This is a genomic window from Sphingomonas citricola (assembly GCF_019429535.1).
Taxonomy (GTDB): domain Bacteria; phylum Pseudomonadota; class Alphaproteobacteria; order Sphingomonadales; family Sphingomonadaceae; genus Sphingomonas; species Sphingomonas citricola.
Genome location: NZ_JAHXZM010000001.1, coordinates 613,763 through 628,684, shown reverse-complemented (window position 1 = coordinate 628,684; position 14,922 = coordinate 613,763). Strand labels below are relative to the sequence as shown.

Below are 14,922 nucleotides of genomic sequence, written 5' to 3'. Positions count from 1 at the left end.
GATGTCAGTAGCGATGAAAGACCGATCAGAAATCCCGCGAATAGCGTAGCTGAACGTTCGACCCGCCGAACGACCCGGCCTGCGACAGGACGCTGATCGCCTTGGTCAGCGCCACCGTCAGCTGCGTCGCGGTGAAGCCGCGCGCGTCGGTCACGATCTCGATATAAATGTCGTCGGTGAGATACTTGCCCGCCGCGAGCGAGGTGCCGCGCCCGGTCGCCTGATCGGCGCCCAGCACGCGCAGGCGGTCGAACCCGGTCGCCGAGCGCAGCTTGCCGAGCGGATTGAGGCCGCCCCCGCCCGATCCGCGCAGCGAATTGAGCGCGGACGCGAGCTGGATCGCCTCGGTCGCCGACAGATTGGCGGGGTTCGTCCCGAACAGCAGCCGGCTCAGCACCTCGTCCTGCGGCAGTGCGGGCGTCGAGGTGAAGGCGATCTGCGGGCGCTGCCCCGTCCCGGTGATCGCGATGTTGAACGTCGTGCCGTTCTTCGTCGTGGTCGCCAGAATGTCGATATCGGGATCGGTCAGCGCACCACCGCGGAAGCGGATACGCCCGCGCGATACCTCGAACCGGTTGCCCGAGAACGAATAGGTGCCGCGCACGATGTCGAGCCCGCCCGCGATCGTCGGCGCGGCGGAGGTGCCGCCGATCCGCATGTCGGCCTCCCACTCGCTCTCCAGGCCCATGCCGGAGACGAACAACTGGTTGTCGGCGTGGACGCGCAGGTCGAGCTTGAACAACCCCGCCGACGGTGCCGCGGGCCGGTCGGTTGGGCGCGCGACGCGGATCTCGCTCTTCTTGCGCACGCCGGTCAGCTCGGGAACCTCGGCCGCGCCCTGGCGGATGATCTGATAGCGCGCCTCGGGGATGGCGACATCGCCGGTGATCAGCCCGCCGTTCGCGCCGTTCTGGACGCGCACGGTGCCGGTCGCGGTCGCGCCGAGCGCGTCGGACTTGGCGAGCCGGGCGTTGTTCAGCCGTGCGGTGATGTCGAGCGGGAAGCCCTGCGCCGCCGCGAGCCCGATCGTACCCTGCGCCTGTACCGTACCGTCGCCAGCGCGCGCCGACAGGTTCGTGAGTTCGAGCCGGTCGTTGTTGAACCGCGCCGCGACGCGCATCTGCGATAGTCGCGTCCCGTAGGTTTCGTTGTCATAGGTCAGATTGTCGGCGCGGATGAGGCCGTTCGTCCGCGGTGCGGACACGGTGCCGCCGAAATCCGCCGCAACCGCGATCGGACCCGACAATTGCTGTTCGGCAAGCCCGGCGAAGCTGAACAGCACCGCGGACGGCCCGTTGTAGCGGATGCCGCCCGACAACGGCCCCTGCATCAACCGCGTCGACCAGCTACCGCTACCCGCCGGGGTGAGGCGCGCGACCATCCGGCCGACTGTGGTGCCGCCACGCTTGACCAGCGCGCGTCCCTCGCCCGCCGCAGCGTCGAGCCGCCCCTGGAAGACGACGTCGACGGGCTCGGACACCGCCGACAGGCTCGACCGCGTGAAGTTGCTGATGTTCAGCCGGACGTCCGCCTCGGGCACGGCACTCGGCGAACGCTGCACGTAGTCGAGACTGCCGGTCGCCTGTCCGCCCAGCCCGATGTTGGGCACGAAGGCGTTGGCGATGCCCAGATCGAGCCGGTCGAGCCGCGCCTGCGCGCTCGTCACCCCACCGCCGAAGCGCCCAGCCAGCCGCATGCTCCCCTGACGGAAGTCGATCCGCGTCGGTTGAAGCTGGTATCCGCCGCCCGCCGCGACGATCCGCGCCGGGTTCGCGGTACGGAATGCGATCCCGTTCGCCTGTCCCTGCAAAGCCGCCAGATATTCGCTCGGCGACAGCGTCGCGTTGACCGCCACGCGGAACGGCACGCTGTTCGACCCGGTCAGCAGCGCCTGCGCGGTGCCGCGCCCGCCGGTGTAGTTCACCTTGACGCGCCCGGCCTGGATCACGGTCGGCCCGTAGCGCAGGTCGGCGACCTGCGCGTCGGCGACGACCGAGGGCGCGTTGTCGTAGAGCACGACGGTGCCGTTGATGATCGCGCGGCCGATCGTGAAGTCGGTCGTCCCCGGGATCGTCGCGGCATAGGCGCGCGCGTTGACGCTCGCGCGCTGGTAACGGCCCTGCGCACCTAGATCGGCGGTCCCGGTCAGCCCCGATCCAGCGAAGCGCACCTGCCCCGCGAACGGCCCGGCGGCAGTCTGCACCACCCGCCCGGCGAAATTGATCCCCGCGAACAGCACGCTGCGGATATCGACCGCCAATTGGTTGCCCGGCGTGACGAGCACGTCGGCGGTGAACGGGCCGTAATTGGTCCCGCCGGTCGCGTTGACCTGATACGATCCGCCACGCCCGACGACGCGCGCGTCGAGGTTGGCGAGGCCGATGCCGACGCCCGGTCGCGGCGCCCGCAGCCGTACGACGGGCGCGTCGGTCGATCCGGTCACGCGCGCGAAGAGCGGTCCGTACTGCGTCGAGTAAGCGTCGGCGTCGACCAGCAATCCGCCGCGCGGATCGTAGCGGCCCTGCCCGCGCGTGATGCGGAACTGCGGCGCGTTGAGCCGCAGGTCGGTGAAGGTGACGATGCCGTTCGGCGAATAACCGAACCGGGTGCTCGCGACCGCATTCCCGCCCATGAAATTGCGCACGCCGGCGTTGAACAATTGCTTGGTCCGCAGCGCGACGCGGCCGGTGATCCCGAAGCCCCCGTTCGGCCCCGGCACGAGATTGGCATCGGTCGTGAGATCGATGATCCCGACGCTCTCGACGCGGAAATTGTTGACGCGTCCCTTCAGCGCGCCGGTGTAGCGCCCGGTGGCGACGTTCGCCGCGATCACCGCGGTCGCGTCGATATTGTCGGAACGGATGCGCAGATTGTCCGACAGGACGTTCGGCATCGCGATCGCGAGGTCGCCGTCGAGCCGCACGTTGGTCGTCAGCCCGCCGAGCGCCTGGTTGAGCCCGGTGATGCGACGCGCGCGTGCGTGGACCGGCACCAGGATGCGGTCGGTGTTCACCCGCGCCAGCCCCTCGGCGTAGACGTTCTCGAGCGTCGTGTCCGCGAAGCCGAGCGTGGTCGCGCGCAGCTTGTAATCAACCGTCGGCGTCTTGAACGCGCCGTTCAGCAGGACGCGCGCGAGGACGTTGCGCCCGCGCAGATTGGGCGCGATCGCCCCCGGCGTCAGCAGCGCGGCGTCGACCGCGAAATTGCCCAGCCGCGCGTTGGCGAGATCGACCAGACCGCCCGCATCGACCGACAGCGCGTCCGATTTTAGCTTGATCCGCGTGTCCGCGCGGCGCTGGTTCAATCGCGTGTCGATCGCGACCTGCAGGCCCGGCGCGGTCAGCCGCTCGACCGGTCCTTCAAGGTACAGGCCCGGCCGCGTCAGGCCGTTGACCTGGAAGCGCCCGTCGTTCGCCTGCACCGCCAGATCGGCGAGCGTGCCGCCGCCCAGCGTCGCGAGCAGCCGCCCGCGCCAGTCGTTCCAGCTGCCGCGGCCGTCGATCGTGGCGTTGAGCGGCGCCTTCAATCCGGCGATCTGCGCGATCGCGCCGCCCGCGGGGGCTGCGATCCGGGCGCGGATGTCGAGCTTGTTGTCGTCGGGTACCGCGTCGATTTTGACGCGCGCGGTGTCGCCGCCGGCGACGCCCGCGGCCCTTAGCGCGACTGCGTCGACAGTCAATTGCGCGCGGCGATCGGCGATGTGCGCCTGCCCGTCGAAGCGCGCGATATGGCGCTGCCCCGCGACCGGCGGCTCCATGACGAAGCGTGCGACCTGCAAACGCCCGATGTCGATGTCGATGTCGGGCAGGATCGGCGCGTTCGCGTCCTCGGGCTTGGGCGGGACGGTCTTAAGTTCGGGATTGCGGCGCAGCGTGATCAGCCCGCTAGACGCGCGGCGCACGTCGATGTGATTGTTCAGGTAATCGAACGGCCGCCAGTCGACGTCGATCCGCGGCGATTGCAGGAACGTTCCCTTGGGATCGTTCACGCGCACGTCGACGAGCGACATCTGGCCGTAGAGCGACCCCTCGATCCGCCCGACGCGGATGTTGAGCCCCGACTCGGTGGTATAATCGCCGATCCGGTCGGCGACGAAACGGCGGCCCGGGTCGGTGTTGATGCCGAACACGATCGCGAACGCCAGCAACAGCAGCGCGATGACGGCGACCGCGATCCATTTGAGCACGCGCTGCCACAACGGCCGCTTGACGACGATCACCTCGTCGGCGGGGAGCGTGTCGTCAGCCATCAGAACGCCTGCCCGATCGAGATGTAGAGCGCGATCTTGCCATCGCCCTCGCGCGGGTTGAGCGGCGTCGCGACGTCGACGCGCATCGGCCCGAAATTGGTGTAGAACCGTCCGCCGATCCCCGCGCCGTAGCGCAGGTTCTTCGCGGTCGGGAACGTCCCTTCATACGCGTTGCCCGCGTCGAAAAACGGCACGATGCCGAAATCGCCGAAGCGATAGCGCGCCTCGACCGCGAACTCGTTCAGGCTGCGCCCGCCGACCGGATTGCCCTCCGGATCGAACGGTCCGAGCCGCTGATAACCGTAGCCGCGCACCGACCCGCCGCCGCCGCCGTAGTAACGCCGCGATGGCGCGAGATCGTCGCGCCCGATGCCGAAGATCGCGCCCGCGCGCGCACGGCCCGCGATCACCAGGCTGTCGTTGACCGGATAATAGCCCGTCGCCTCGACCATCGTGCGCGCATAGGGGCGGACACCATCGGACACAGCGGCCTCGGGGCTGAGGTTGAGTTTCAGGCGATAGCCACGCGTCGGGTTGAGCAGATCGTTCGACTTGTCGAACAACACCTGTCCGGGCAGCGCCGCGATGCCGTAATTGCGCCGCCGGCGTCCCCCCGCCTGGAAATCGTAGCTCTCCTCGTTGGTGCCGACCAGCTCGAAGCCGAAGGCGTAGGTAAGCGGCTTCTGCCAGATCGGGGTCGAATCATAGCTGATCCGCCCGGCGATCGTCGCGGTCACCGCGTTGAACGCGTCGTAATCCTGGCGAAGCACACTGCCGAGCAGGCTGACCGTGCGATCGCGCTTCCCCGCATTCTGCCGCCGGAAGGTGACCGACGCCCCCTGCTGCTGCGTACCGCCGACGCCTGTCACGATCAGCGCACCCTCGGGCGGGAACAGGTTGCGATGCGTGAACGCCGCCTCGACCTTGGCACCTTCACCGGTGCCGTAACCCGCGCTACCCGACAGCGACCGGAACGGCCCCTTGGTCTGGCGTACCAACAGGTCGACCTGTTCGGTCCCGTCGGGTCCCGGCTGCCCCGTGCGCACCGGCTCGACCGAGACGTTGGAGAACAGCCCCGTCGCGACCAGCGCCTGACGCAGATCGTCGGTCAGCCGCACGTCGTACAGCTGCCCCTGATCGAAGCGCGGAAAGACGTTCAGGTGTTTGACCGAGAAGACCGCGTCGCCCTCGGTCCTGAGCGACCCGAACGACGAGCGAGGCCCGGTGTCGACCGGCAGCGTGTACGCGCCCTTCCACGTCGCATCGTCGAGCAGGATATCGCGCTCGCCGACCTTGACGAAGGGATAGCCCTGCTGCGGCAGCTTCAGGCTGACGTTCGCTTCCGCACCCTGGATGCGCGCGGCCTCTACGGGATCGCCGACCTTGAGCGGCAGCTCGCGCTGGACGAGCCCGGCGGGGACGGTTTCGTTCGAGCGGATCTCGATCGAGCCGAGCGTGTAGATTTTCCCCGGCGTCGCGCTGACGATCGCGCGCAACTTGTTGCCCGTACCCGCGCCGGGCTGCTCCAGCGTCGACACCGCGGTACCGTCGTAATAGCCGAGCGACTTCATCAGCCGCACCGCCAGCGCCTCGTCCTCGCGCGCGCGCGCCGATACCTGCGTCGCGTTGGCCGCCTTGCCCTTCCCCTCCTTCAGCGCCGACAGCGCATTGAATTCGTCGGTCAGCTTCAACGCGTCGAGCCCACGCACCTCGGTATCATAGGCGATCTCGGGCGCGTCGCGGTCCTTGACATCGGCGACCGACTGCAACGGCGCGGTGTTGAACGTCGACAAGGGTTCGAGCGGCTGCGCGAGCTGCGGATCGATCGGTGCAGGCGTGGGCAACGCACCGGGGACGATCGGCTCCTGCGCCGCCGATTGCGCGACCGGTGCGGGCGGATTGACGACGGGCGTCTTCGATTTAGGGGCAGACGTGGCGGTGGACGCATCGTCGAGCGGCATCGCCTCGAGCGGGGCGTTGATGTCGTTGCTGAGCGGCGGCAGCGCGCTGTTGAATTCGGCGTCTGGAACGATCGGCGCGTCAGCCTGCGGGTCGGCGGCGGTGGTTCCGGCAGTCTGGACCGCGTTCTTGGGCGCGTCGGGGCCGCGGGCAGGTGCGGTCCCGGGCTGGTTCATCTGCGCCGCGGCCGGAACCGCCGTCAGCGCGAGCGCGGACGACGCCGCCAGCAATGCCATTCTTGTCGGTAAACCCACGCACTCGCCCCTTTACGCGAGATGTCGGCTTTACCGTTACACCTCCGTCCCACCTGCAACGCTTTTGGCTCCAATGAGTTGCGCGGTCGAGCCCCGACTTTTCGCTTGCGCCATGTTGGCATCGCGTCGGCAGCGCGCGTAAGGACGGCGCAACGACACGCGGGAGAGCCCATGAACTTCGAGCTGGACGAAGACCATCGCATGATCGCCGACCTCGTGCGGCGGTTCGTCGAGGACGAACTGGTACCGCTCGAACAGGGCGTGCTCGACCGCGCGATCGCGGGCGAGGAAGTGCAACTGACGCCCGAGGAGACCGAGCGGGTCAACGCGGTGTCGCGCGAACTGGGGCTCTGGGGGCTCGACGCGCCCGAGGACGTCGGCGGCCACGACCTGCCCGCGGTCGCGATGGTCGGCGTCAACGAGGCGATGGGCCGCACCATCGTGCCCTACACGCTGCCGCCCGACTCGCCGAACCTGCGGATGCTCGCCGCCACCGTCGACGATCGCCAGCGCGAGGCATATCTCGCCCCCTACGTCCGCGGCGAGACGATCAGCGCGATCGGCATCTCCGAACCCGGTGCGGGCGCCGACCCGGCGGGAATGAAGACCTACGCGGTCAGGGACGGCGACGACTGGATCATCAATGGTCGCAAGATCTGGATCACCAAGGCCAACCGAGCCGACTTCACCATCCTGATGGCGGTCACCGACCGCGAAAAGGGCGCGCGCGGCGGGATCAGCGCGTTCCTGGTCGACCGCGATGCACCGGGTTTTCAGGTCGTCCGCCCGATCCCGGTGATCGGCGGCGAGACCTTGTACGAGGTCGTGCTGGAGGACTGCCGCGTGCCTGCGTGGAAACTGCTGGGCACCGAGGGTCAGGGCTTCGCGCCGATGCAGCTGCGCCTCGCGACGCGCCGCGCCGAGATGGCGGCGAACGCGATCGGCATGGCACAGCGCGCGCTCGACATGATGATCGACTACGCGCCGCAGCGCACGACGTTCGGCAAGCCTTTGTCCGAGCGGCAGACGATCCAGAACTGGGTGTCCGACGCCGCGATCAAGCTGCACGCCGCGCGGCTGATGACCTATGATTGCGCGTGGAAGCTCGATCAGGGTCGCGACACGCGCACCGAAGTGTCGATGATCAAGAGCTTCGCGCTGGAAACCGCGTGGGAGGTGCTTGACCACGCGATGCAATGCTTCGGCGCGATGGGCATGACGCGCGAGATGCCGCTCCAGCAGATGGCCGCGCGCATCCGCCTGATGCGCATCTACGATGGCCCGACCGAGATTCACAATTGGGTCGTCGCGCGCAACTTGCTGGGCACACGAGCTTAGGATTTGGGCATGAGAGAGCATATCGCGGTCACCACCGCCGACCACGTCGCAACGGTCGTCATCGATCGCCCGCCGCACAACCACGTCAACGCCGTGCTGGTGAACGCACTCGCCGACGTGTTCGAGGAACTCGGCCGCGACGACGACGTCCGCGCGATCGTGCTCGCGACCGAGGGAAAGGTCTTCTGCGGCGGTGCCGACCTGACCGGCGACAAGCCGCTCGCCGACGAGAGCGGCGAGAGCGAGACGCCCGCGCTGTATCGCGGCGCCTATCGCCTGTTCGCGTCGAAGAAGCCCGTCGTGGTCGCGGTGCAGGGCGCGGCGGTCGGCGCCGGGCTCGGCCTGGCGCTCGTCGGCGATTTCCGCGTCGCGGCTCCCGAGGCGCGCTTTTCGGCCAATTTCGTCACGCTCGGCTTTCACGCCGGGTTCGGCATCACCGCGACGCTGCCACGCGTCGTCGGCGAACAGCACGCGTCGTTGATGCTGCTGACCGGTCGCCGCGTGAAGGCGGAGCACGCTTTGCGCTTTGGCCTCGTCGACGAGATCGCGCCGCTCGCCGAGCTGCGCGCCGCGGCGGAACGGCTGGCAGGCGAGATCGCGCGCAACGCCCCGCTCGCGGTCGAGGCGACGCGCGCGACGCTACGCGGCGAGCTGGCGGAGGCGGTGCGGACGCGGACCGAGCATGAGCGCGCCGAGCAGGACCGGCTGATGCAGACCGCCGACTTCCGCGAAGGCATCAAGGCGGTCGGCGAACGGCGCGCGGGCGATTTCGTGCGCGCTTGACGGCCGCGTCGCGGATGCGATCGGACGGCGTGCGGGAAAATAACCGCAGCCGTTGCGAAACATTTGCGACAAACGCCCGATAAGCGCATCTGGGACAGACAGGCTGTCACACGGGCGACACGCCCGTGGGCGGCACCAAAGGCTGGCGGGTGAAGAGTTGATCAAGCGTGACCAAGGGCGGCATCGTCGCCTCCTGCTCGGCATCGTCGTGGCTCCGGCCGTTCTCGCGCTCGCCGCATGCGGCGGTGGCGGCGAAGAGACGAAGGAAAAAGGCGGTGCGGGCGGCGGCGGGCGCGGTGGTCGCGGCGGCGGGCCGGCGCAGGTCGGCTACGTCGTCGTCCAGCCGACCTCGGTGCCGATGACCACCGAACTCGCCGGGCGCGTCGTCGCGTTCCAGAGTTCGGAGGTGCGCCCGCAGGTGTCGGGCGTGATCCAGCGCCGCTTCTTCACCGAAGGCTCGATCGTCAAGAAGGGCCAGCCGCTCTACCAGATCGACCCGTCGCTCTACCGCGCCTCGGCGAACGAAGCGCGCGCAAGCGTCGCCAACGCGCAGGCGACCGCGGAAGCCGCGCGCATCCGCGCCGACCGCTACCGCCCGCTCGCGCAGATCGAGGCGATCAGCAAGCAGGACTATACCGACGCGGTCGCGACGCAGCGCCAGGCGCAGGCGCAGATCGCGCTCAACAAGGCGCAGCTCGATACCGCGCGGATCAACCTGCGCTTCACCACGGTCCCCGCCCCGATCAGCGGGCGGATCGGACGTTCGCTGTTCACGGTCGGCGCGCTCGTCAGCGCGACGCAGACCGATCCGCTGACCACGATCCAGCAACTCGACCCGATCTTCGTCGACATCCAGCAATCGAGCGCCGAGCTGCTGACGCTGCGGCGCGCGCTCGCGACCGGCGGCGCGGTACCCGCGCGCGCCGATGTGCGGCTGAAGCTCGAGGACGGTAGCGATTACGGCCTGGTCGGCAGCGTCGAGTTCGCCGAGGTGGTGGTCGACCAGTCGACCGGCACCGTGACGCTTCGTGCGCGCTTCCCCAACCCGCGCGGGCTGCTGCTGCCCGGTATGTTCGTGCGCGCGCAGTTCAGCCAGTCGATCGACCAGAACGCTTTCCTCGTGCCGCAGCAGGCGGTGTCGCGCGACCCCAAGGGTAACGCGACCGTGTGGATGGTCGGCCCCGGCAACAAGGCGGTCCAGCGCGAGGTCAAGGCCGAGCGGACGCAGGGCGTCTATTGGGTGGTGACCGGCGGATTGAAGAACGGCGATCGCATCATCACGCAGGGGACCGGCACGCTGAAGGAAAACGCAGCGATCCGCCCCGTCCCTGCCAACACCCCGCAAAAGGTCGCGCCGCCGCCGTCGAAGGACGGCAAGGCGGGCCAGTCGGGTGACACCACCGGACGCGGCCAGGGCGGCCAGAGCAAGGCCGGCTGAGTGCTCTCACGCATCTTCATCGACCGCCCGATCTTTGCCTGGGTGCTCGCGATCATCGTGATGATGGCGGGCGTCGGCGGCATCTTGGGCCTGCCGATCGCGCAATATCCCGACGTCGCGCCGCCGCAGGTATCGGTCCGCGCAACCTATCCCGGCGCCAACGCGCAGACGATCCAGAACTCGGTCACGCAGGTGATCGAGCAGCAGCTGACCGGCATCGACGGGCTGCTGTATTTCAGCTCGTCCTCGTCGTCGCGCGGATCGGTGACGATCACCGTCACCTTCGAAAAGGGCACCGATCCCGACATCGCGCAGGTGCAGGTGCAGAACCAGGTCCAGCAGGCGGTCTCTCGCCTGCCGAGCCAGGTGCAGCAGCAGGGCCTCGTCGTCCGCAAGTCGAACCCGGACAACCTGCTGATCGCGGGCGTCTACGACATCAGCGACAAGATGACGAACCAGGACGTGTCCGACTATCTGGTGTCGAACCTGCAGGATCCGCTCGGTCGCGTTCAGGGCGTCGGCGATACGAACGTGTTCGGCGCGCAATATGCCATGCGCATCTGGCTCGATCCCGCGCGGCTGGCGAGCTACCAGTTGATGCCGGGCGACGTCGTCACCGCGATCACCAACCAGAATACCGAGGTCGCCGCGGGCGAGATCGGCGGGCAGCCGATGCCCTCGACGCAGATGCTGAACGCGACCGTCACCGCGCAGTCGCGGCTCCAGACGCCCGAGCAGTTCCGCAACATCATCCTGAAGACGACCACCAGCGGCGCGACGGTGCGGCTGGCGGACGTCGGCCGGATCGAGCTGGGCGGGGAAAGCTACGCCGCATTCAGCCGCGTCAACCAGCACCCCGGCGCCGGTATCGCGGTGCTGCTCGCCCCCGGCGCCGACGCGCTCCAGACGGCCGAACTGGTCAAGGCCGAGATCGCGCGCGTCGCCAAGACCTTCCCTCCGAACCTGCGCATCGCCTACGCGAACGACACCACCGACTTCATCAAGCTGTCGATCGAGGAAGTGATCAAGACGCTGGTTGAGGCGATCATCCTCGTCGTCATCGTCATGTTCGTGTTCCTCCAAAGCTGGCGCGCCACTTTGGTGCCGACGATCGCGGTGCCCGTCGTGCTGCTCGGTACGTTCGCGGTCTTCTATCTCGCCGGCTTCTCGATCAACACGCTGACGCTGTTCGGCCTCGTGCTCGCGATCGGCCTACTCGTCGACGACGCGATCGTCGTGGTCGAGAACGTCGAGCGGTTGATGGAAGAAAACCCGGGCATGAGCCCCCGCGACGCAACAATCGAATCGATGAACGAGATCACCGTGGCGCTGGTTGCGATCGCGCTGGTGCTGTCCGCGGTGTTCCTGCCGATGGCGTTTTTCGGCGGGTCGACCGGGGTCATCTATCGCCAGTTCTCGCTCACGATCATCTCGGCGATGGTGCTGTCGGTGCTGGTCGCGCTGATCCTCAGCCCCGCGCTCACCTCGCACCTCCTGAAAGCCAAGCACGACGAGAACGGCGACCTCCACGAAACGTGGCTGGGCCGCAAGGCGCCGTGGGTGGCCGACAAGTTGGAAGCGGGCAAGAACTGGTTCAACGACGGCTTCGACCGCATGGTGAAACGCTATACCAATGCGGTCGAGCGCGTGATCGATCACCGCTGGATCTTCGTGCTGATCTACTGCGGTATTCTCGCGCTGCTGGCGTTCCTCTTCCTGCGCCTGCCGACGGGCTTCCTGCCGACCGAGGACCAGGGCGGCGCGATCGTGCAATTCCGCCTGCCCGCCGGCGCGACGCGCGGTCGCACCGAGGAAGTGCAGCGTCAGGTCGAGCAGTATTTCGCGAAGAACGAAGGCCACAACATCCGCACGCTCTTCAGCGTCGCGGGCGGCGGTGGCGGCGGCACCAGCGGCCAGAACACCGGTCAGGCATTCATCTCCTTCGTCGATTGGGCGAACCGTACCGACAAGGCCGACAATGCCGACGCGATCGTGTCGCGCGCATCGGGGGCGTTCCGCGGTCTTCGCGACGCACAGGTCTTCGCGCTCGTGCCGCCCGCGATCCGGGGTCTCGGCCAGTCGGAAGGCTTCACCATGGAGCTTCAGAACACCGGCGGGATGAGCCAAGAGAAGTTCAACGCGGCGCGTGACGCGCTGCTCGAAAAGGCGAACGCCGACCCCAAGCTCGCGGGCGTACGGCTGACCGAGCTGCCCGACATCGGCACGCTCCAGGTCAACGCCGATCCGCAGAAGCTGGCAGCACTCGGCCTGTCGCAGAGCGACGTCAACACGACGCTGTCGACCGCCTGGGGTGGCCGCTACGTCAACGATTTCATCGACCGCGGGCGCGTGAAGCGCGTCTACGTCCAGGGTGACGCCCCTTACCGCGCCGAGCCGGAGGACCTGTACCAATGGTTCGTCCGCAACAGCAGCGGCACGATGGTGCCGTTCAGTTCGTTCGCCAGCCTCGGCTGGTCGCAGGCACCGACGACCCTGTCGCGCTTCAACGGCATCTCGTCATACGAATTCCAAGGTCAAGGTACGCCGGGGGTCAGCTCGGGCGAGGCGATGGAGCGGATCGCGCAGCTCGCCGGCGAAATCCCCGGAACGAGCATTGCCTGGGCCGGGCTGTCGTATCAGGAACGGTTGTCCTCGGGACAGGCGCCGTTGCTGTACGGCTTGTCGCTGATCGTCGTCTTCCTCTGCCTCGCGGCCCTGTACGAGAGCTGGACGATCCCGATCGCGGTGCTGCTGATCATCCCGCTCGGGCTGATCGGGGCGGTCGCGCTGGTCACGCTGCGCGGGTTGACCAATGACGTCTACCTGCAGATAGGGCTGCTGACGACGATGGGGCTGGCGGCGAAGAACGCGATCCTGATGATCGAGTTCGCCGAACAGGCCGAGAAGAAAGGCGCACGCGTCATCGATGCCGCGCTGGAGGCAGCCCGGCTGCGTCTGCGACCGATCCTGATGACCAGCCTAGCCTTCATCTTCGGCGTGCTCCCGCTCGCGATCTCGACCGGCGCCGGCGCGAACAGCCGGATCGCGATCGGCACCGCGGTGATCGGGGGGATGATCACCGCGACCGTGCTCGCGATCTTCTACATTCCGCTGTTCTTCGTCCTCGTCCGCCGCGGGACGCGCGACGGGCTGAAGGGCCTGCGCCGCGGCGCCGATCCGAGCGATCCCGACACGCGCGGCGACGACAAGGGGGATGGTCCGAAGGACCGCCCGCCGACGCCGCAGCTACCCGCCCCCGCGGATCATCCAGCACTTCCCGCACCGGACCACGCCTGATGCCTAGGCTTTCCGCCCGCCCCCTGGCGCTGCTCGCCGCAACGGCGCTTTCCGCCTGCTCGCTCGCGCCCAAATACGTCCGGCCGGAGCTGCCGGTACCGCCATCGTGGCCCGTCGGCGACGCCTATCTGCGCCAGACAGAAGCACCGCTGCCGAGCGTTACCTACCGCGACATCTTCCGCGACCAGCGTCTCCAGCGGATCATCGATCAGGCGCTCGTCAACAACCGCGATCTGCGCGTCGCGGTCGCCAATATCGAGGCGACGCGCGCGCAATATCGCATCCAGCGCGCCGACCTGTTGCCGCAGCTCGATGCGACCGGCACGTTCAGCTACCGCCGCAATTCGCGCACCGGCGTCACAACCGGCACGACGACCGGTACCGGGAGCGGCGGCGCGGGAACCGGGACGGGTACGGGCACCGGAACCGGCGGTATGGGTACGGGTACGGGTGGAACCGGCACCGGCGGCACAGGGACCGGTGGCACCACGACGACGACCTCGTCCTCCTCCACCAGCTTCACGACCCAGCTCGGCGCGACCTCGTTCGAGATCGACCTGTTCGGTCGCGTCCGTTCGCTAACCGACGCCGCGCTCAACCGCTATTTCGCGCAGGAAGCGACCGCGCGCGCGACGCGGCTGACGCTGGTGGCCGACATCGCCAATGCTTGGGTCACCTACGGTTCGGACGCGAGCCTGCTCAAGATCGCCGAGGATACCGCCGCGAGCGCGCGGCGCAGTGTGCAATTGACGCGCGCCCGGCTCGCGGGCGGGGTGTCGCCGCGCACCGACGTGCGCCAGGCGGAACAGGTGCTGGAAACCGCGCTCGCCGATCTGGCGCAACAGCGAACGCTCGTGGCGCAGGACGTCAACGCGCTGCAACTGCTCGTCGGCGCACCGGTCGACGCCGCGCTGCTGCCGTCCTCGATCGACGATGCGGCGCGCAATCTCGCCGAGCTGCCCGCGGGGCTCGATTCGGGCATCCTGCTGCGCCGGCCCGACGTGGTGCAGGCCGAATATTCGCTGCGCGCCGCCAATGCGGAGATCGGCGCGGCGCGGGCAGAGCTGTTTCCGCGCGTCGCGCTGACCGCGGTCGTCGGCTTCGCCAGCACCGCGCTGCGCACGCTCTTTACCGGCGGCGCGTTCAACTATTCGGTCGCCCCCAACGTCAGCTACCCGATCTTCCGCGCCGGTGCGGGCCGTGCGGGGGTGGAATATTCGCAGGCGCAGCGCGACGCCGCGCTCGGCACGTACGAGAAGACGATCCAGACCGCGTTCCAGGAGGTGTCGGACGCGCTGGCGCGGCGCGGCACGATCAGCGATCAGCTCGCCGCCAACCAGCGTTTCCTGAACGCCGCCGCTGACACGCTGCAACTCGCCAACGCGCGGTATCAGGGCGGGATCGACACCTATCTGACCAGCCTCGACGCGCAGCGTTCGCTCTATACCGCGCAGCGCACACTGGTGCAGACCCAGCTGACGCGGGTGTCGAACCTCGTGACATTGTATCAGACGCTGGGTGGCGATTCACAGCTCGACGCGACGGCGCGCGGTCCGGTCACACCGACCACCGCGACTGCGTCACCTGCCCAGTCGGAGCGCTGA

General features: G+C 68.4%; 7 protein-coding genes. 5 read left to right on the top strand and 2 right to left on the bottom strand.

All coding sequences use genetic code 11. From position 1 onward, the window contains the following. Window positions 1-25: 25 nt before the first annotated feature. Both KZ810_RS03150 and KZ810_RS03145 read right to left on the bottom strand, forming a co-directional pair. The gene (locus KZ810_RS03150; RefSeq protein ID WP_219767511.1) at window positions 26-4,249 is read right to left on the bottom strand and encodes a translocation/assembly module TamB domain-containing protein; all 4,224 of its coding nucleotides are present in this window, start codon (window positions 4,247-4,249) and stop codon (window positions 26-28) included. Further along, on the bottom strand, window positions 4,249-6,444 hold the full coding sequence (locus KZ810_RS03145) for an autotransporter assembly complex protein TamA (protein ID WP_219767731.1): 2,196 nt from the start codon (window positions 6,442-6,444) through the stop codon (window positions 4,249-4,251). The genes KZ810_RS03150 and KZ810_RS03145 overlap by 1 nt, the downstream gene beginning before the upstream one ends. A gap of 189 nt (window positions 6,445-6,633) precedes the next feature. On the opposite strand from KZ810_RS03145, the gene KZ810_RS03140 reads away from it, so the two are divergent. From KZ810_RS03140 to KZ810_RS03120, 5 genes are all read left to right on the top strand, one after another. Beyond that, the gene (locus KZ810_RS03140; protein WP_219767510.1) at window positions 6,634-7,800 is read left to right on the top strand and encodes an acyl-CoA dehydrogenase family protein; all 1,167 of its coding nucleotides are present in this window, start codon (window positions 6,634-6,636) and stop codon (window positions 7,798-7,800) included. 9 nt (window positions 7,801-7,809) lie between these two features. Beyond that, a complete protein-coding gene (locus KZ810_RS03135; RefSeq protein ID WP_219767509.1) occupies window positions 7,810-8,583 on the top strand; it encodes an enoyl-CoA hydratase/isomerase family protein in 774 nt (257 codons plus the stop codon). Window positions 8,584-8,740: 157 nt separating this feature from the next. Further along, the gene (locus tag KZ810_RS03130; RefSeq protein WP_219767508.1) at window positions 8,741-10,021 is read left to right on the top strand and encodes an efflux RND transporter periplasmic adaptor subunit; all 1,281 of its coding nucleotides are present in this window, start codon (window positions 8,741-8,743) and stop codon (window positions 10,019-10,021) included. Then, entirely contained in the window at window positions 10,022-13,318 is a 3,297-nt protein-coding gene (locus KZ810_RS03125) for a multidrug efflux RND transporter permease subunit (protein ID WP_219767507.1), read from the top strand. It begins immediately after the preceding gene. Further along, entirely contained in the window at window positions 13,318-14,922 is a 1,605-nt protein-coding gene (locus KZ810_RS03120; protein WP_219767506.1) for an efflux transporter outer membrane subunit, read from the top strand. The genes KZ810_RS03125 and KZ810_RS03120 overlap by 1 nt, the downstream gene beginning before the upstream one ends.